At 38.9% G+C, this 19,455-nt stretch carries 13 protein-coding genes, 1 tRNA gene and 1 pseudogene; 6 read left to right on the forward strand and 9 right to left on the reverse strand.

Annotation, left to right across the window (positions count from 1 at the left end):
• Positions 1-174: 174 nt before the first annotated feature.
• Both hutH and ABD915_RS06250 read right to left on the reverse strand, forming a co-directional pair.
• Complete coding sequence (hutH, locus tag ABD915_RS06245; protein WP_345116636.1) at positions 175-1,713, reverse strand: histidine ammonia-lyase; 1,539 nt, start codon at positions 1,711-1,713, stop codon at positions 175-177.
• Positions 1,714-2,201: 488 nt separating this feature from the next.
• Positions 2,202-2,278: transfer RNA gene (locus ABD915_RS06250), tRNA-Arg, on the reverse strand.
• Between the two features lie 269 nt (positions 2,279-2,547).
• Between ABD915_RS06250 and ABD915_RS06255 the strand changes: the two genes are divergently transcribed.
• Together ABD915_RS06255 and ABD915_RS06260 are read left to right on the forward strand one after the other, a co-directional pair.
• Entirely contained in the window at positions 2,548-3,321 is a 774-nt protein-coding gene (locus tag ABD915_RS06255; protein WP_345116638.1) for an NAD kinase, read from the forward strand.
• A gap of 155 nt (positions 3,322-3,476) precedes the next feature.
• Complete coding sequence (locus ABD915_RS06260; RefSeq protein WP_345116640.1) at positions 3,477-4,880, forward strand: DEAD/DEAH box helicase; 1,404 nt, start codon at positions 3,477-3,479, stop codon at positions 4,878-4,880.
• A gap of 59 nt (positions 4,881-4,939) precedes the next feature.
• On the opposite strand, the gene gltX (ABD915_RS06265) is transcribed toward ABD915_RS06260, so the two are convergent.
• From gltX (ABD915_RS06265) to ABD915_RS06295, 7 genes are all read right to left on the reverse strand, one after another.
• Positions 4,940-6,319 carry a glutamate--tRNA ligase gene (gene gltX, locus ABD915_RS06265; RefSeq protein WP_345116642.1) on the reverse strand — a complete coding sequence of 460 codons (1,380 nt, stop codon included), beginning with the start codon at positions 6,317-6,319 and terminating at the stop codon, positions 4,940-4,942.
• Positions 6,320-6,331: 12 nt separating this feature from the next.
• Positions 6,332-7,993: an NAD+ synthase gene (locus ABD915_RS06270; RefSeq protein ID WP_345116644.1), complete on the reverse strand. Its 1,662-nt coding sequence runs from the start codon at positions 7,991-7,993 to the stop codon at positions 6,332-6,334.
• Positions 7,994-8,119: 126 nt separating this feature from the next.
• Positions 8,120-9,499, reverse strand: a complete 1,380-nt coding sequence (locus ABD915_RS06275) for a class II 3-deoxy-7-phosphoheptulonate synthase (protein WP_345116646.1) — start codon at positions 9,497-9,499, stop codon at positions 8,120-8,122.
• 68 nt (positions 9,500-9,567) lie between these two features.
• Entirely contained in the window at positions 9,568-10,959 is a 1,392-nt protein-coding gene (gor, locus tag ABD915_RS06280; protein WP_345116648.1) for a glutathione-disulfide reductase, read from the reverse strand.
• A 202-nt stretch (positions 10,960-11,161) separates the two neighbouring features.
• The gene (locus tag ABD915_RS06285; RefSeq protein ID WP_345116649.1) at positions 11,162-11,719 is read right to left on the reverse strand and encodes a DUF2059 domain-containing protein; all 558 of its coding nucleotides are present in this window, start codon (positions 11,717-11,719) and stop codon (positions 11,162-11,164) included.
• Between the two features lie 108 nt (positions 11,720-11,827).
• Positions 11,828-12,532 carry a ribose-5-phosphate isomerase RpiA gene (gene rpiA, locus ABD915_RS06290; protein ID WP_345116651.1) on the reverse strand — a complete coding sequence of 235 codons (705 nt, stop codon included), beginning with the start codon at positions 12,530-12,532 and terminating at the stop codon, positions 11,828-11,830.
• 379 nt (positions 12,533-12,911) lie between these two features.
• A complete protein-coding gene (locus ABD915_RS06295; RefSeq protein ID WP_345116652.1) occupies positions 12,912-15,191 on the reverse strand; it encodes a ComEC/Rec2 family competence protein in 2,280 nt (759 codons plus the stop codon).
• Between the two features lie 112 nt (positions 15,192-15,303).
• On the opposite strand from ABD915_RS06295, the gene gltX (ABD915_RS06300) reads away from it, so the two are divergent.
• The 4 genes and pseudogenes from gltX (ABD915_RS06300) to ABD915_RS06315 form a co-directional block, all read left to right on the forward strand.
• Complete coding sequence (gene gltX, locus ABD915_RS06300) at positions 15,304-16,731, forward strand: glutamate--tRNA ligase (protein ID WP_345116653.1); 1,428 nt, start codon at positions 15,304-15,306, stop codon at positions 16,729-16,731.
• A 270-nt stretch (positions 16,732-17,001) separates the two neighbouring features.
• Positions 17,002-18,297, forward strand: coding sequence for a citrate synthase (gene gltA / locus ABD915_RS06305; RefSeq protein WP_345116655.1), 1,296 nt, complete (start codon positions 17,002-17,004; stop codon positions 18,295-18,297).
• A 417-nt stretch (positions 18,298-18,714) separates the two neighbouring features.
• Entirely contained in the window at positions 18,715-19,152 is a 438-nt protein-coding gene (locus ABD915_RS06310; RefSeq protein ID WP_345116656.1) for a hypothetical protein, read from the forward strand.
• Between the two features lie 82 nt (positions 19,153-19,234).
• Positions 19,235-19,455: pseudogene (locus ABD915_RS06315) on the forward strand (hypothetical protein); the annotation flags it as partial.

Here is a 19,455-nt window from a genome sequence, read left to right on the forward strand (position 1 = left end):
ATTAGTTCATGCACTGTTATGCATGCTTAAGGAGATAATTGGATACAAATATCCAAGAGATAAGCACATATGCATTTATTACTCAAATATATCATTTCCCCAATTTTTATATAAATATAAGAAAATTCATAAATTAAGTGCCTCTTTCTTCCCTACTTGATATCAAAATAAATACTACTTTAATTCTAGTGATGGAAAAATCTTTTCTGGTAAAATGGACAATAAATGCCCTTCACTTATAAGTATGTGCCCCTTATAAAGATCTGGAGCCATATAGCGATCTCCTTTAAGAGTATCAATATTTTTGCGTAGATGCTCCAGGACAAACTGTAATAAGGAACTTGTTTTCAAAGGAGCACGACACTCAATTCCCTGTGCAGCAATAAGCGTTTCAATAGCAATAATAGTGAAAAGATTTTCGTTCATTGCCAACAATCGACGAGCACCATGACAAGCCATTGAAACATGATCTTCCTGATTTGCTGAAGTCGGCGTTGAATCGACTGAAGCTGGGTATGCCATTTGTTTATTTTCAGACATTAAAGCAGCTGCTGTCACTTCAGCAATCATAAAACCTGAATTAAGTCCCGCATTTTGGGCTAAAAAGGCTGGAAGTCCGTGAGAAACTGCTGGGTCAACCATAAGGGCAATACGCCTTTGAGAAATGGAACCTATCTCACATAAAGCAAGAGCGATCTGATCAGCCGCAAATGCTACAGGCTCAGCATGAAAATTTCCACCTGATATAACCTCACCACTGCTTAAAATCAATGGATTATCTGTAACTGCATTTGCTTCAATAATCAGTGTTTTTGCTGCTGCTATCAGAAGATCAAAACATGCTCCCATAACCTGTGGTTGGCAACGTATACAATAAGGATCCTGTACACGGGCATCATCCCGCAAATGTGCAGCCCGAATTCCTGAATCCTTTAGAAGCTTTTCTAGTGTTTGTGATACGACAATTTGCCCATAATGTCCCCGTAAAATATGGATATCAGGATGAAAGGGAGCCGTTGATCCCATGACGGCATCTGTCGTCAATGCTCCTGCAAGAAGCCCACCACACAATGCCCTATAACCGCGAAAAAGCCCCGTCAAGGCTAATGCTGTTGATGTTTGGGTGCCGTTGATAAGAGCTAGACCTTCTTTTGCTTCTAAAATAACAGGCGATAACCCTGCTTTTTCCAGAGCAGCTGCCCCACTCATGCGAACGTTTTGAAAAAATGCTTCTCCCTCCCCTATCATAACAGCGGCCATGTGAGCAAGGGGCGCAAGATCACCTGATGCACCAACAGATCCCTTTTCAGGGATGACAGGAATAACTCCATTTGCAAGCATGTTTTCTAATAAATGCACCAATTCTAGACGAACACCAGAAGCCCCTCGTCCTAATGAAATGAGCTTTAAAGTCATCACCAGACGTACAACATTTTCAGGTAAAGGTGCCCCCACACCACAGCAATGTGATAAAATAAGATTTCTTTGCAAAACCGTCACATCATTTACATCAATTTTAATCGACGCTAATTTGCCAAAACCAGTGTTGATGCCGTAAACTGGTTCACTCCCCGCAGCAATTTCAGCAATGCGATCTGCTCCCTTTTTGATAGCTAAATGCGTATCATTATGAAGTTTACTTACTTCACCATCCCAGTAAATAGCCTCAAGTTCGCTAAGCGTTACTTTACCCGGATTTAATACAATAGTCATAATTTTCTTTCTCGCTCATTTATAGCCTAATATTCATACTGCTCATTTGTTTATGAAACAGAAAAAAGCACTTTTGTTCTCTAACGCTTATGTGAGGATTAAAACTGATTGGATAAACAAATTACGCTCTTAAATAACGAAACAAAATTTCTCAATTCCAATCTACTGACTCAAATAACGGAAGGAATAGCTTTACCTCATAAATTAAGAAGCATTCTCTGTTTTGTGTACAGAGCGTAATACCTCTGATAAAATAACAGCAATTCCCCCATTAAGCCCCCCTACTCTCTTGATTTCGATATTTGAAATAATTAACAGAACTGCTCCATAAAAAGCAAAAAACTTTCTCAGTTTTAAACTACTTTTACCATTTTAGTATATAACTTAATAATATAATTTAATGAAATTTTCTTTTTAAAATAGGGGTAATTTATTCTCAAAAAAATCAATATTGTTACAAAAATGATACAAAATGGAACTGAAAAGTTTGGTGCACCCGACAGAATTCGAATCTGTGACCTCTGCCTTCGGAGGGCAGCGCTCTATCCAGCTGAGCTACGGGTGCTTAAAACTGATTATTAAAATCATCCGTAGCCTTTTAACTGATCACACTCTCAGCTTCAATGGTGAATTATCATTCTGATAAAAAATACTTGTTTATGATTTATGCAATTACACACACTTCTTATCCTCTCCTGCCATGATACTTTACCTTTAAATAGCTTCTTTTTCGCACAAAATTCTTTTCTTGTTGAGAAAACAGCTTTTATTACAACTTCAAAATTCTCAAAAAGTAAGCTACAAAATAAATTGCAAATATTAGGATAACCCTTAATGACGAAATTACCAAGCCGCTTTCATTTTATCTCTGCAGAAACTACAGAAGCCACCAAAGCTACCCATAAATTAATTTCCATTTATGGTCATTCTTCTCTCGAAGAAAGTGATGTGGTTGTTGCAATCGGTGGCGATGGAACAATGTTACAAACAGTGCGGGACGTTATGAACACCGGAAAACCTATTTATGGCATGAATCAAGGCTCTGTAGGATTTCTTATGAATGAATTTCATGAACAAAAATTGCCAAATCGCATTGCTGTCGCACATAAAAAGGAAATTCATCCCCTGCGTATGATTGCAAAAGCTGAATGTCAAGAGTACATTGAAGCACTCGCTATCAATGAAGTCTCCCTCTTTCGTCAATCTTACCAAGCAGCGAAAATTCGTATCAGCATTGATGATAATGTACGAATGGAACAATTAAGTTGCGATGGCATCCTTGTTGCGACACCAGCAGGATCTACTGCCTATAATCTATCAGCACTGGGACCTATTTTGCCCCTTATGTCCCCCCTTATGGCACTTACCCCCGTTAGTCCCTTTCGCCCTCGCCGCTGGCATGGAGCACTGCTTCCCAATACGGCAACAATACGCTTTGATCTGCTCGAAACTGATAAACGTCCCGTAAATGCTGCTGCCGATAATGTTGAAGTTAAATCTGTCCATTCAGTTACGATTTCAACGGCAACAGAAGTGACAGCCTCAATCCTTTTTGACTCTAATCATTCATGGGATGAACGTATCTTATCAGAACAATTTCGCCATTAATTATTGTATTATCCTCTCTATAGATATATGGCCGTTAGAGTTGACTTTTTTATGAAGGAACCTTAACCCTCTTTATCTTTAATAGTGTAGGATACTTAAATCTTACTAGTGGTTCGGATAAAGAAGTTAAAAGCGCAGAGCAATTGATAGAAAAAATGATACCAACTTTAAAAAGTTTTGATGATTTAGGCCTTTCCGAAAAGGTTATTAAAGCAGTAAAGGCAGCAGGATATACAGTTCCGACACCTATTCAGAGTGGAACGATCCCTCACGTGCTTCAAAGAAAAGATGTTCTAGGAATTGCTCAAACTGGGACTGGGAAAACAGCTTCTTTCGTCTTGCCTATGCTCACACTGCTTGAAAAAGGGCGTGCAAGAGCGCGAATGCCCCGTACTCTTATATTAGAACCAACACGGGAACTCGCAGCTCAAGTCGAAGAAAATTTCGATAAATATGGAATAAATCATCGTTTAAATGTTGCACTTTTGATTGGTGGTGTTTCTTTTGAACACCAAGATCGTAAACTCGAACGGGGTGCAGATGTTCTTATAGCAACGCCAGGGCGTCTTCTCGATCATTTCGAACGCGGTAAATTGCTCCTGATGGGCGTGGAAATTCTTGTTATTGATGAAGCTGATCGCATGTTGGATATGGGCTTTATTCCTGATATTGAACGCATCTGTAAACTCACCCCTTTTACGCGCCAAACTTTGTTCTTTTCTGCAACAATGGCGCCAGAAATTGCAAAACTAACAAAACAATTTTTACATTCTCCTGTTTCTGTTGAAGTTACAAAAGCATCCTCAACGGCAACCACAATTACACAGCGGCTTGTCAAATCGGGAAATAAATCATGGGATAAAAGAGCTGTTTTGCGAGAACTTATCCATAATGAAGGCGAAGAACTCAAAAATGCTATTATTTTCTGTAATCGAAAGAGAGATATCTCTGAACTTTTTAGATCGCTTGTTAGGCATAATTTTAGTGTAGGCGCGCTTCATGGAGATATGGACCAATATTCGCGCATGAGCACGTTAGCCGATTTTAAAGACAATAAACTCACACTTCTTGTTGCTTCTGATGTTGCCGCCCGTGGACTTGATATCCCAGCCGTAAGCCATGTCTTTAACTATGACGTTCCCACACATGCGGAAGACTATATTCATCGAATTGGTCGTACAGGGCGCGCAAATCGTAGCGGAAAAGCTTTTACGATTGTCACAAAAGCCGATCAAAAATATATCAGTGCCATTGAAGAGATGAGCAACGAAAAAATTGAATGGCTCAATGGAGATCTCTCTACTTTAACGACCGATGATCAAGAAGGCGATATTGCTGTAAAGAAAAAATCTCCAAAATCAGCAAAGGGAACTTCTCAAAAAGGACGTGCTGTTCGAATTAAAAAGCCTTTAAAAGATGACAAAATAGATAAAATAGAAATTGTGAACAATAAAGAAAAAACATCTGAGCAGCAGCATACTCGCAACAATAAGAATTACACTCCCCTAGGATTCGGCGATGATATCCCAGCATTTATGTTCATAAAAACCCGCACTTAAATGAAAATTTGATTTTTTATAGGGCAAAAAATGAATAAAATACTCTGAGGGCGCTGCGTTTACTCCTCTCGGAGTATCAATCTTTCTATTACTTTCTCACGCCCTAAAAGCTGCAAAAGTTTTCCCATTTCAGGTCCATGATCCATTCCTGTAAGAGCTTGACGTAATGGCATAAACAGAGCTTTCCCTCTACGAGCTGTTTTTTCTTTTAACGCCGCCGTCCAAACTTTCCAACTTTCCTCATTGAATGCACCTTCAGGTAAGAAATCAAGTGATTGACGCACAAAAGCACGATCCTCGAGCGCCACTGTATCAAAGATTTGTTCATCATGAATAATTTTCCACCACAAAACAGCATCATTCACTTTATCAATATTGCTTCTTATCGCGTTCCAAAAACACTCCGCCTTTTCTCCATCAATAGAGAGATCTTTAAGCCGTATTTTAACTTCTTCATAAGTTAGTTCATGGACAAGATGACTATTCAAAGTAAGAAGATCAGTAACATCAAACTTTGCAACTGATCTTGACGTATCTTGAAGATTAAAATGCTCTAAAAGAGCTGCTTGATTAGGATAGGGGTACACATTTTGTGACGTTCCAATCAAAACAGCAAGACACTGAACAGCTATAGACTCAAATCCCTCTGCCCGTAGAGAACGAATAGAAAGATCATTGTCACGTTTTGAAAACCCTTTTCCTAAAATTGTAGCCAGTAAATTGATATGTCCAAAAATTGGCAATTTTGCATTTAGCGCTTTAAAAAGAGCAATCTGAGCACCTGTATTTGTAATATGATCATCCCCACGAATAATATGGGTAATGGCCATATCTATATCGTCAACTACAGAGGGTAACGTATAAAGGTAGCTGCCATCTTCACGAATTAAAACGGGATCTGAAAGAGAAGCCAAATCAATTGTCTGCTTTCCCTTTACTGTATCATTCCAGCAAACTTCTGTTCGCTTTATTTGCAAAGGATCATTTTCAAAATTAGGGAGAAGAAAGCGCCAATGTGGTTTACGACCTTGCAATTCAAACACTTTTTTATCTTCTGGTGTCAATTTCAGTGCAGCGCGGTCATAAATGGGAGGTAATTTGCGTGAAAGCTGGATTTTACGACGCCTATCTAATTCTTCCGCAGTCTCATAACAGGGATAAAGAAGACCGCGTTGTTTGAGAGTTTCTGCAACTTCATCATATCGACTAAACCGTTTAGATTGGTAATAAATTTCATCCGGTTGAATACCAAGCCATTTAAGGTCAACCGCAATAGCATCAATATATTCCTGTTTAGAACGTTCAATATCTGTATCATCATAGCGCAAAATAAATGCTCCATTATGCATTTGCGCATAAAGCCAGTTGAATAAAGCAGTACGGATATTGCCAATGTGAATATAACCTGTTGGAGAAGGTGCAAAACGAACTTTTATCATAAAAAATAATACTCAATTTTTATCGCGAAAACGATTGACAATCGGATAACGACGATCGCGTCCGAAGTTCTTGTAACTGATTTTTACGCCAGGTGCAGATTGTCGTCTTTTGTATTCAGCTCCATAAAGAAGATGTTCAATTTTCTCAACTGTTTCCCGTAAATAACCATGTTTAACAATATCACAAATACTCATGTCATTTTCTACAAGAGATTGCAAGATATTATCCAAGATCGGATAAGGAGGAAGAGAATCTTCGTCTTTTTGATTTTCCCGAAGTTCCGCAGAAGGTGCTTTTGCTATAATATGGGCTGGAATAACAATCCCTTCTGGCCCCTCAAAATTTTGCACGTGATTTTTATTGCGCCACTCAGCTAATGCATAGACCTGCATTTTATAAATATCCTTAATCGGATTGAACCCTCCATTCATATCACCATAAAGTGTTGCGTATCCTACAGCCATTTCCGACTTATTGCCTGTTGTCACCACCATTGAACCAAATTTATTCGAAAGAGCCATTAAAATAGTCCCACGTACGCGGCTTTGAAGATTTTCTTCTGTCACATCTGACGGTAATCCTGAAAAAACAGGCGCCATTGTGTTCAAAAAAGCTTCAACAGCTTGCACAATCGGTATTATTTCATAATGACATCCTAAAAGACGTGCGCACTCTTTAGCATCTTTTAACGATTCTTGCGAAGTATAATGATAAGGCATCATTATGGTGCGAACCCTCTCAGAGCCAAAAGCATCCACCGCCATTGCCGCGCAAAGTGCTGAATCAATCCCTCCTGAAAGACCAAGAATAACATCCTTAAAGCGGTTTTTATTGACATAATCTCTCAACCCCAAAACACAAGCTTGATAATCAGCAGCTAACCCATTGAGAAGATTTTCATTAGGACCTGAAACACATTGCCATCCTGTCGTTTTTCGTTGCCAATGGCTTAAAGCAATATGACTTTCAAAATGTTTCATTTGAAACACCATTTTGCCTTGCCCATTCAATGCAAAAGACCCCCCATCAAAAACAAGCTCATCTTGACCGCCAACTGGATTAGCATAAATAATTGGCACACCAGATTGAAGAGCTTGCGCACGCACAACTTCTATACGTCTTAGTGTTTTCTTGCGACAATAGGGAGATCCATTAAGAACGAGAATAATCTCTGCTCCTTTATTGCCAAGCTGTGCACAGAGTGAGGAATCATTCCAAATATCTTCACAAATCACTATTCCCAGTCTTACCCCATGATAGATAAGAGGCTCAGGGCGAGGACCGGGAGAAAATACGCGCTTTTCGTCAAACTCTGCATAATTAGGTAAGTCAAATTTCAAACTTTCAGCAATTATCCGTCCTTCATCAAGAAGCATGGCACCATTGTAAATTTTACCATCCCGCCTTAAAGGAAGACCAATCACGATTCCAGCTCCCCCTGCTGTTACCCTTGCTAATTCCTTAACAGCATCTTCACATGCTTTTACAAAAGAAGGTTTTAGAACAAGATCTTCCGCTGGATAAGCACTGATAAAAAGCTCAGTGAATAAAACAAGGTCAGCTCCCTTTTCTTTAGCCTCCTGATACGCCATTACGGCAAGAGAAAAATTTCCCTCAATATCACCAACGACAGGATTTAATTGGGCAACAGCCACCCGAAAATCATCTTTCATAAGCTTTTGTATCATTTCATCAGTTTGGTAACCAAAACTCTATTTTAATCACCAAGAATATTCCTTTTCTCAAAAAAATGCCCCCTTACAAAAACCTAAAATAAAAAATGTTATGTCGCTTTCTGTCTAATCATTCGCAGCAACTGCTAATGAATCAGTACCACGATTTTTTTTTAGGAGTTCAGCAACAAGAAAGGCTAATTCCAAAGCCTGATCTGCATTTAACCGCGGATCACACTGCGTATGATAGCGATCAGATAAATCCTCTACAGAAATAGCATGTGCACCACCTGTACATTCGGTTACATTACGACCAGTCATTTCAATATGAATGCCACCTGGATAAGTTCCTTCCCCGCGATGCACTGAAAAAAAGTTTTCTACTTCTTTTAAAACATAATCAAAGGGGCGAGTTTTATAGCCATTTACAGTAACTGTATTACCATGCATTGGATCACACGACCATATAACCTTACGTTTTTCCCGTTCAACGGCACGAATCAATTTAGGAAGATAATTTTCAACTTTATCATACCCAAAACGCGTAATGAGAGTCAGTCGACCCAGCTCGTTTTCAGGGTTCAAAATATCAATCAGTCTCAAAAGTTCATCAGCTTCAATGGAAGGGCCACATTTCAACCCAATCGGATTTTTAATACCGCGACAATATTCAACGTGAGCATGATCAATCTGACGTGTGCGATCACCAATCCATAACATATGACCAGACGTTGCATACCAATCTCCAGAAGTCGAATCAATCCGTGTTAAAGCTTCTTCATAGCCAAGCAAAAGCGCTTCATGGCTGGTATAAAAAGGTGTCTCACGCAATGAAGAATTCGTTTTGGAGGTAATCCCTATGGAACGCATAAAATCAATCGCTTCAGAAATACGCTCTGCCAATAACTCATAACGCTCACCTTGTGGACTGTTAGAAACAAAACTCAACATCCATGCATGAACGTTTTCTAAATTGGCATAGCCCCCTTGTGAAAAAGCACGCAACAGATTAAGCGTTGCTGCGGATTGGCGATAAGCCATAGACATGCGTTGTGGATCGGGAATACGAGAATCCTTGCTAAATTTAATACCGTTAATAATATCTCCGCGATAAGCAGGAAGCTCAACTCCTCCTTTGCTTTCGACATCAGAAGAGCGTGGCTTTGCAAACTGACCAGCAATACGACCAATTTTAACAACTGGCTTAAAACTCCCAAAAGTTAAAACAATCGCCATTTGCAAAAATACACGAAAAAAATCACGGATATTATCAGCTTCATGTTCTGCAAAGCTTTCAGCACAATCTCCACCCTGTAATAAAAAAGCTTGGCCTTTTGCAACTTCTGCCAATTCATGTTTCAAATCCCGTGCTTCACCGGCAAAAACCAACGGAGGATAGCTGCACAACTTTCGCTCAACATCTGCTAATAGAAATTTATCAGGATAAGTCGGAACCTGTTTAATCGGCTTCGCTCTCCAAGAGCTAGGCGTCCATTCTTTTATCATTACACTCTCTCCGCAGCTTAAGCTCACAGCTTGTGATCAAAAGCTCTACCGCTTACAGTAATCACTTTTCAAATTTCTAGTTTTTTTCCATTTTCATATACATAACTTGGTTTATACATGGTTACCAGTTCTTCTGCCATCGTTGGATGCACAGCCATGGTTTCGTCAAAGATATCTTTCGTCAGCTTCCCTTTGAGAGATATGCCAATAAGCTGCGCCATCTCACCAGCGTTTTCTCCTAAAATATGGGCTCCCACAACGATACGACTTTCACCATCAACAATGAGCTTCATAAACATTTTTTCTGAACTACCAGAAAGAACATTACGCATAGGACGGAAAATTGTACGATAAATTTCAAGATGCTTATAACGGCGTACAGCATCTTCTTCTGAAAGACCAACTGCCCCGATCTCCGGCTGAGAAAAAACAGCTGTCGTAATTAAATCATAATCAGGTACAGTGGGAATATTCTCAAATGCAGTCTTAATGAAACACATTGCATCATGGATCGCAACAGGTGTCAATTGAACATGGCCTGTTACATCACCAACAGCCCAAATGTGAGGTATGTTTGTTGTCATCCTTTCATCAACAATAACTGCACCAAAGTCATTCACTTTAACACCTGCCCGATCAAGCCCTAAGCCTGTTGTATTGGGCACACGTCCCGTGGCCAACATTACTTGATCAGCATTAATTCTCTGTCCACTCGATAAAAAAACATCATAATCATTTCCTGTAGATTGAACTTGAGAAACTATTGCCCCGTAGAGAATAGAAATCCCTTTCTCAATCATTGCATCACTAAGCAATTGTCGCAAATCATAATCAAAATTACGAAGGATTAAATCACCACGATGAAGGAGCGTCGTTTTTACACCTAATTCATGAAAAATATTAGCAAATTCAACGCCAATATACCCACCACCAACAATGACTATTGATTTTGGTAATTTTTCAAGGTCAAAAATTTCATTGGAAGTAAGACACAAATCGCTGCCTCTTATTGAGGTATTTGGCGCAATTTTTGCTCCCGTTGCGATCAAAATTTTTTCTGCTCTTACCCGTTCACCTGTCACAGAAAGCTCTAATGTATGATCATCCACAAAGACAGCACGACTTTCATAAATATGAACATTGTTATTTTGTAGTCCTTTGCGATAAAGCCCTTCTAATCTTGATATTTCTTTATTTTTAGCCGTAACCAATTTTTCCCAGCTAAAAATTGGATCAGCATACTTCCATCCAAAACCAACGCTTTTACTGAACTCTTTTGCATATTGTGACGCATAAACATACAATTTCTTGGGAACACAACCGCGAATAACACAAGTACCCCCTATACGATATTCTTCTGCTATAGCAACACGCTTACCAAGCCCTCCAGCAAGGCGCGCAGCACGTACCCCACCAGAACCGCTTCCAATAACGAATAAATCAAAGTCAAAAGATCCCACGAACTATTCCTTCTTACACGTCTATAACAAAACGTTCCTGTTATTTATTATCAAATGGAAGTTCTTTTTATTTTCAAGTATTCTTTTGTTATAAAAAGCAATATCCTAAAAAAAGATCCATTATTGATTAAAAACGGCGGAAAACCGCCATTTTTAACAATAAAAAAGGAAGCATTCATTCTTGTTAAAGATATCGATCACGCTATTTGGATTTCGTTGAAGAACCAGTTTTTGCAGGCGTAATGGAATTTTCCAAATTAAGTGTTTCAGACATCTCTTTTTTCACATTTTTTACAAGATCCTGCATAATAGCAGAACGCCATGTATCAAATGTAGAATAAGCATCACGCGCAATACTGGGAACTTCTGTTAAAAACTTTTTACCGGTATCGGAATTATAAAATGCTGTGATTGCATCAAGCTCTTCCTGAGTGAAATATTTTGCATATACCTGAGCAATTTCTTTTTCTAAATCAGCTCGCCGTTTAGCCAAAGCAAGTGCTTGCTTATCAACAATCTCAGAAATAGCCGTTGCTAAATTAGGATCATCACCTATCAATTCGTTTTTGAGATCACGTGCAGCTGTTGGTAAAAAGTTATCAAATTGATCCGTTGCATGAATGGCATTGATAGCCTTTCTCGCTGAAATTAAATGCTGTTCGCTCACACCCTGCGCATAAACCATCCCAATATTCAAAACCAAAACGGTAATGACACCCAAACATGCTATAATACGCTGAAAAGAAAATATTTTTTTCATTTAATGATTACCCCGATAATTAATTGTAATTTAAATTTGTTTATTCTACCCAAGACTTTCAAAGACCCCTTTTATTATGCTAACATAATGACATGTAAACTGTCTTATTTAAAAATCAAACGATTCCAAAACTTTTATTTGACCATCTGCCATCGCTACAATAGCACGCGAAGCTAACCCTAAAAAAAGACCATGCTCAACAACACCAGGAATTGCAAGAAGTGCTCCCGATAACAATTTTGGCTGCAAAATACGCCCCCAAGATGCATCAAGAATGAAGTGACCACCATCTGTTTCAAAAGGATTTTCCCCATTCATTCGGAGCGTAATTTTCCCAAAAAGCCCTAGATCTTCAGCTGCTTTCTCAATGGCTCTGCGTGTCGCATGCAAACCAAACGGATTGACTTCAATCGGCAATGCAAAAGCACCAAGCGTTTTTACTACCTTTGTTTCATCAGCGATGACAAGCATCGTGCGCGATGCCGCTGCTACAATTTTTTCATGCAATAATGCCCCCCCACCCCCTTTAATGAGTGCCATTTCTGGGCCAATTTCATCCGCCCCATCAATAGTAAGGTCAAGCTCAGGCATTTGTTCTAAAGTAGCGACAGGCACCCCAAACTTACGACAAAGTTGTTCAGAACACCCTGAGGTAGCGACCCCAGTCACACGTAAACCACTCATAACACGCTCACCAAGGAGACGAATAAACTCATTTGCTGTAGAACCAGTTCCTATACCAAGCCGCATATCATTCTGAACAAACTCAAGCGCTTTAGCAGCCGCCATTTTTTTTAACTGCTGAACATCCATGAATCACTGTACCCTTTTAACTATGTTTCATCACAAATGATAACAAAAAGTAATCTATTGCCTCCATTCGCCATAAATTTACTTACCATCTTTTGCTGAAAAAATATTTATTAAACTATAATAATAAAATAGAATAATTAATAATTTTGCTCTTTTAAAACTTATTTATATATCCCATGCTCAATCTGCAAAATTATTAATTACTCAAACATCAAAAAATATCTCTTTTTCGAAAACTGTTAACAATTGGTTGCTTCTGATAAAATTGATACCTTTACAGCATTATGAAAAAATGAAGTATAATCAAAAAATGTTCCTATTGTTTCCTATTTTTTTGTGCCTGCAATGTTGTAAACCTAGAGACCTGAGAAAACTCCAATTAGTTATGCATTTTTTGTGAATATTGCCTGTGTATATTCCAAGGTCTATAGGCCCCCATAGAAGACCACATGATATCTCCGCTTTTGGTCATCATAACGCTTCCTCGTAATAACAATTGTTGAGGCGTAAATGTTATTTGTACCTTCTTTGTGCATATTTGATCGCTCATTGCAAATGTTTTAATTACGATATCTGCTTCTACGCATTGATCTGTTTTTTCATGCAAAACAATGACTTTTAATCCATTTTCTAATAGAGACGTGCAAACATGGTTATCACAAACGAATTGCCCACTCAACGAAGGTCCGTATTGCGTTGGCTTGATCGTCTCATTCACGCGAAACGATTTTTCCCATATAGATGTTGTAAACCTAGAAATATGATAACGATCAATATAGAGTTTTTTCTCATTGATGACGCCCACAAGATTCATATTATCTGCTATAATGAGTTGTACGGGAGAGTGCACCAAACAAACGTAAATACCAACTAAAATAAACAGACTAAAAAAGAATCTGATGGATGTTTTGCAAAAAGTCAGGCCAATCAAACCTACACTCAATAAAACCAACGCAGATAACGGCATAAATCCAGGATTCAGATCAGGGGAAATGGCCTTTATAGCGTGAGCAATTTTTGTGACAAGATCAATACCAAAACCCATAATTTGTAGAGGGTACCATTCAAACCCCACCAACATTGCGAGTACCGCTATTAATCCAAAAGGTATGATGAGTATTGATATAACAGGCAAAGCTAAAGCATTGCTGATAATGCTAAAAAATGCAATATTGGAAAAATGATAAGCAGCGTAGACTCCACTCGAAGCACCCGCTACAAAGGAAGATGCGCATGTTGAAACCACCGATAAGAAGATAAAATGAATGACTCTCCCTCCAACATAGAATGGAGTTGTTTTTCTTATACGAGAAGATAACCTACCACTCCACCAATCAAAAAAAGCAATCAAAGCTGCAGTGGCGGAAAAAGACATTTGAAAGCTGGGGCCTAATATTTCATGGGGACTAATAGCTAAAGTGATCAAACCCGCAATAGTAAAATTACGCATTGTTATAGCGGAACGATTGCATAATACAGCAACCAACATAACAGCAATCATCACAAAACTTCTTTGCGCTGATACAGCTGCACCTGATAATAGCAAGTAAAAAGCTGTGGTCATTAATGCAGCAATGGCAGCAAACTTTTTAGCAGAATAATAGGATGAGAAAACTATAAAAAGTGCTAAAAAACTACGGATAATAACAAGAACCATACCGCTCAACAGAGCCATATGTAAACCTGATATTGATAAAATATGCGCTAATCCAGCAGTACGTAATGCTTCATTTGTGTTATTTGAGATACCACCTCGCTGTCCTGTTATGAGAGCCGCCGCAACACTACCTTTTTCGCCGTCAAGCGCCATACTGATTCTTTGAGTCATATTCGTCCGTAAATTTTCAATTTTCTGTAGAACACTACCCAATATTGTATCAGTCCGCGGAACTGATACTTTGATTGGTTTTCCCAAATAAATTCCCTGAGCACCAATCCCTTTAAAGTAATTATGAAAACTAAAATCGTATCCCCCAGGACGCACAGGCCCAGATAATGCACGAATCTTGACCTTCCCATGCAGCCCATCGCCAATCGCTATTCCATATGGCAAATGCCTTGCCGATAAACGGACACGATGAGGCCCATGACGTAATGCTGGCTTTTCTATTCTCAAAATATCCAGAACTAAACGAAATCCCCCTCTTTGCATTGACTCAATAGAAACAATTCTTCCCGTTAATGTTGTGACAACATCACCACTTAACATTGGTGTAGATATACGCCACGTTTCTATTTTTGCAGCTAAAGCGCCTAATACAATACAACACAGCAATCCTACGATAATCCATATTCCCCGATAGAAACGTAAAATATACAATATTCCAAGGAATACACTCACCAATACAACAAGTTGCCCCCAACTTGGTTCTCGCTCTAAATTGAAATAAAAGATGATGCCTGTGGAAAAAAATACTAAAATCAACGAAAAAAGAAGTCCAAAAGAAATTTCTTTATTGATACAATCTACAAACCACTCCCAGAAAAAAATGATTGCTTTTTTTAAAGAACTAAATAGAAAAATTCTTTTTGCGTTACAGCCAATATTCTTTGCACCATCAAAAGCTGAGAGCGCATCCTGCCATATCAGACCTAATTGTTTTCTTGTTAACAAAAATCTTTTTGATAAATCATCCTTAACTTTATTTTTATTTAACATCCGCCCCCCCACTTTACTTGCAAAGCGGCTCTTGCACACTCTCTCACCTATGCTAACATAAGCCTTCCATAAAGCTCCATAAGTAATGTCTTAAATTTAAAGGAAGATATCCGTGTCTGTTATTACTCGTTTTGCTCCCTCACCAACAGGATTCCTGCATATTGGAGGTGCCCGTACAGCCCTGTTTAATTGGCTTTACGCAAAACATACCGGTGGGAAAATGCTGCTCCGTATTGAAGACACAGATCGAGAGCGCTCAACAGAGGCAGCCGTGAAAGCTATTATAGATGGTCTGCACTGGATGGGGCTTAGCTATGACGGTGCCCCTATTTCGCAATTCCAACGCGCAGAACGTCATCGCCAAGTTGCTGAACAATTGGTAAAAAACGGCAAAGCTTATTATTGCTATGCTTCACCTGAAGAATTAGCTGAAATGCGTGAAAATGCCCGCGCAGAAGGCCGTCCACCACGTTATGATGGACGTTGGCGCAACCGTGATATTTCTGAAGCTCCTAAAGGTGTAAAACCTGTTATTCGTATCAAAGCTCCACAAGATGGAGAAACCATTGTGCATGATCGAGTCCAAGGTGATGTTCGCTTCCCTAATAAAGATCTGGATGACTTTATTATTTTGCGTTCCGATGGCTCGCCTACCTATATGCATGCTGTTGTCGTTGATGATCATGATATGGGCGTGACACATATCATACGCGGTGATGATCATCTTACAAATGCAGCCCGCCAAACAATTATCTTCAATGCAATGGGGTGGGATATCCCTGTTATGGCGCATATTCCACTTATCCACAGTGAAAACGGTGCAAAACTATCAAAACGTCATGGCGCCTTAGGTGTTGATGCCTATCGAGCAATGGGATACCTTCCTGCTGCTTTGCGCAATTACCTCGTTCGTCTAGGTTGGAGTCATGGCGATGAAGAATTGATTTCAATCGAAGATATGATTTCTTGGTTTGATATTGATGATATCAATAAAGGTGCGGCTCGTTTTGATTTCAAAAAGCTCGCTGCCATCAATGGACATTATATACGTATGAGCCCAGATCAAGAGCTTTTTGAGGCTGCTCTTAATATTTTGCCAGAAATTGAAGGTGGATTAGAAATAATTAAAAGACTTGATCAACAACGCCGTGATCAATTTTTAGCAGCTATACCACATTTAAAAGAACGTTCTAAAACACTCTGCGAACTCATCGACAATGCCTCCTTCATTTTTGCGCAACGGCCGTTGCTTCTTGATGAAAGAGCACAGGCGCTTTTAGCCCAAAATGGCCAAGCTATCTTAGAAGGTATCTATATTGCCCTGAAAGACTGCCCCTCTTGGGATGCAAAAACGTTGGATGAAACTCTTCGATATTATGCACAGACACAAGATCTCAAATTAGGAGCTGTTGCTCAACCACTTCGAGCTGCTCTCACAGGACGAGCAACATCACCAGGAGTTTTTGATGTTCTGGTTTTATTGGGACGGGATGAATCTCTCAACCGCATCAATGACCAACTTATCACAACCACAAGCTAAATATATGTACCTAGACCTAGTAGATTTGAAGAATGGGCGCTTAAGTATATAAGTATAGATGTCTCGATACAAATTGAAAATTATCTTCTACCTTAAGGTGTCGAGCTATATATTTGATGAAATTGCAAACAAAAAGTATTTTTAGATTGCATAAGCCAACTTTTAGAGTAAATCTACCCTCAACATAGTTAGAAAAGCTTCCGTTATATACCTGCCTATCTGATAGCGGCATCTTGATTTTTAGTGCGAAGGATCTGAAAGGAATATCTAATGTCTGAGAATAAAGCACATATTACCGTGAATGGTAAAAAAATAGAACTCCCCATGCGTAAAGGCACTGTTGGTCCTGACGTCATCGAAATTGCTTCTCTCTATAAAGAAACAGATACTTTTACTTATGATCCTGGTTTTACCTCAACCGCTTCTTGTGAATCAAAAATTACTTATATTGATGGTGACAAAGGAATATTGCTTTATCGTGGTTATCCTATTGACCAACTGGCTCAAAAAGGAGACTTTCTCGAAAGCTGCTATCTTTTACTTTACGGTGAACTCCCAACAAAACAAGAAAAAATCGATTTTGATCGTCGTATTATGCAACACACAATGGTACATGAGCAGTTTGCACGATTCTTCCACGGTTTCCGTCGTGACTCTCATCCTATGGCCGTCATGGTTGCATGTCTTGGGGCTATGTCGGCATTTTACCACGACTCCATTGATATTACAGATCCTCAACAGAGAATGATCGCTTCTATTCGTCTCATTTCAAAGGTTCCAACTCTTGCTGCTATGGCGTATAAATATAGTATTGGGCAGGCATTCGTTTATCCACGTAATGATCTTAGTTACGCTGCTAATTTCCTCCGTATGTGTTTTTCTGTTCCTTGTGAAGAATACAAAATCAATCCCGTGCTTACTCGAGCTATGGATCGAATCTTTATCCTTCATGCAGATCATGAACAAAATGCTTCTACATCCACAGTACGTCTTGCTGGATCATCGGGAGCTAATCCGTTTGCATGTATCGCAGCAGGTGTTGCATGCCTTTGGGGACCAGCGCACGGTGGAGCAAATGAAGCATGCTTAAAAATGCTGCAAGAAATAGGTTCCGTTGAGAGAATTCCTGAATTCATTGCACGTGCAAAAGATAAAAATGACCCCTTCCGCCTTATGGGTTTTGGTCATCGAGTGTATAAAAATTATGATCCACGTGCAAAAATCATGCAACAAACCTGCCATGAAGTCTTAAAAGAACTGAATATTCAAGATGATCCACTTCTTGATATCGCCATAGAACTTGAAAAAATTGCCCTGAATGATCAATATTTTGTTGAAAAAAAGCTTTATCCGAATGTCGATTTCTATTCTGGCATTACACTAAAAGCTCTAGGCTTTCCAACTGAAATGTTTACTGTTCTTTTTGCATTAGCACGCAGTGTTGGCTGGGTCGCGCAATGGAAAGAAATGATTGAGGATAGCGCGCAAAAAATTGGCCGACCACGCCAACTCTATACAGGTTATGCAGCGCGTGAATATGTTCCTATAGATGAGCGTATAAACTAAAAAAAATACAACCAAAAATCAATCAAGCCTTACTTTACTGGAGCTCTTTATTGTGAATGATAAATAGCTCCATATCAAAGAGTGTTTTAAAAGCTTTGATCCACTGGTTCTCTCTAATATTTCACATATTTTCATTTATAAACCAAAGAAACTCAGCGGAGATAAGAATTTTTTCTCTGCTTCTTACCAAAAAATCTCGCAAAAAAATATCAAAGTGCTATTTTTCAGCTATACGTTCAATTCCTTTTATCCTTCTCTTCTGTAGCTTTTGTGAAAAAGGTGAAACACTCTTAAAGTTTTTTTACGCAAAATAATGAAGCACTCTAAAAAACATCGTTATATGGCTCTATGTTAAATCAATGATAAAAAGTGCCTCCAATATTTACCCTTCACACTCTTAAAGAAGAAAGATCAGAGATGATAGATGTCCCACAGATCACTATAAACAAAGTCCTGTTGATTGATCTTGTTAATAAGATTGGACAGGAAACCATATATTATGGTGTCCGTTCGCCTGAAGATGCATCTTTTGAAATAAGGATAGATCCCTCATCAACAGGTTGTCTTGTCTATATGCTGCATAGTATCTTTGCGCGTGATGATAGAAAATATTTTCCGTTATTTCCGTACGATGATTTTAATCAATGGTTTTTATCTGTGTTTACGCAAACTTTCACAACTTGGTTTGATAATTATTTTTCTCAAGAGTTGTTATCTTTTTATCGTTTAAATGAGCTGATCTTGTTTACAGTCTTAGTCAAAAGTAAGCTTGATCTCTTAAGGGATAAACTCATCGAAAAAAGAAAAGAAGAAATCGAATTAATAGATGATGCATGCAGTGTGTGTCTGAATTGAGTTAATCCAATTTTAAAACTTATAACTACGCGCTCCGTCATAGCGCACATATAAATACGTAGAGTCTTAAGGGGGGGGGATTATGATCACGCATGCACAAACCATTCTCTGTCTTGATCTAGGTAGCAAGACTGGCTGGGCTATTTGTAGTGCTGATGGTCACATCATCAGTGGTGTCATGAATTTTCACCCCCGATATTTTGAAGTCGGTGAAATGCATTATTTACGCTTTAAGAGATGTCTATCAGAAATAAAGAAGACCGTAGGCAGCATTGACGCGGTGTATTTTGAAGAAGTCCGCCG

The organism is Bartonella jaculi, assembly GCF_039543045.1.
Taxonomy (GTDB): Bacteria; Pseudomonadota; Alphaproteobacteria; order Rhizobiales; family Rhizobiaceae; genus Bartonella; species Bartonella jaculi.

What these genes read in the sequence shown, in the direction of transcription:
- hutH (WP_345116636.1), bottom strand. Translation starts at nt 1,713, where the DNA reads ATGACTATTGTATTAAATCCGGGTAAAGTAACGCTTAGCGAACTTGAG.
- ABD915_RS06255 (WP_345116638.1), top strand. Translation starts at nt 2,548, where the DNA reads ATGACGAAATTACCAAGCCGCTTTCATTTTATCTCTGCAGAAACTACA.
- ABD915_RS06260 (WP_345116640.1), top strand. Translation starts at nt 3,477, where the DNA reads ATGATACCAACTTTAAAAAGTTTTGATGATTTAGGCCTTTCCGAAAAG.
- gltX (WP_345116642.1), bottom strand. Translation starts at nt 6,319, where the DNA reads ATGATAAAAGTTCGTTTTGCACCTTCTCCAACAGGTTATATTCACATT.
- ABD915_RS06270 (WP_345116644.1), bottom strand. Translation starts at nt 7,993, where the DNA reads ATGAAAGATGATTTTCGGGTGGCTGTTGCCCAATTAAATCCTGTCGTT.
- ABD915_RS06275 (WP_345116646.1), bottom strand. Translation starts at nt 9,499, where the DNA reads ATGATAAAAGAATGGACGCCTAGCTCTTGGAGAGCGAAGCCGATTAAA.
- ABD915_RS06285 (WP_345116649.1), bottom strand. Translation starts at nt 11,719, where the DNA reads ATGAAAAAAATATTTTCTTTTCAGCGTATTATAGCATGTTTGGGTGTC.
- rpiA (WP_345116651.1), bottom strand. Translation starts at nt 12,532, where the DNA reads ATGGATGTTCAGCAGTTAAAAAAAATGGCGGCTGCTAAAGCGCTTGAG.
- ABD915_RS06295 (WP_345116652.1), bottom strand. Translation starts at nt 15,191, where the DNA reads ATGTTAAATAAAAATAAAGTTAAGGATGATTTATCAAAAAGATTTTTG.
- gltA (WP_345116655.1), top strand. Translation starts at nt 17,002, where the DNA reads ATGTCTGAGAATAAAGCACATATTACCGTGAATGGTAAAAAAATAGAA.
- ABD915_RS06310 (WP_345116656.1), top strand. Translation starts at nt 18,715, where the DNA reads ATGATAGATGTCCCACAGATCACTATAAACAAAGTCCTGTTGATTGAT.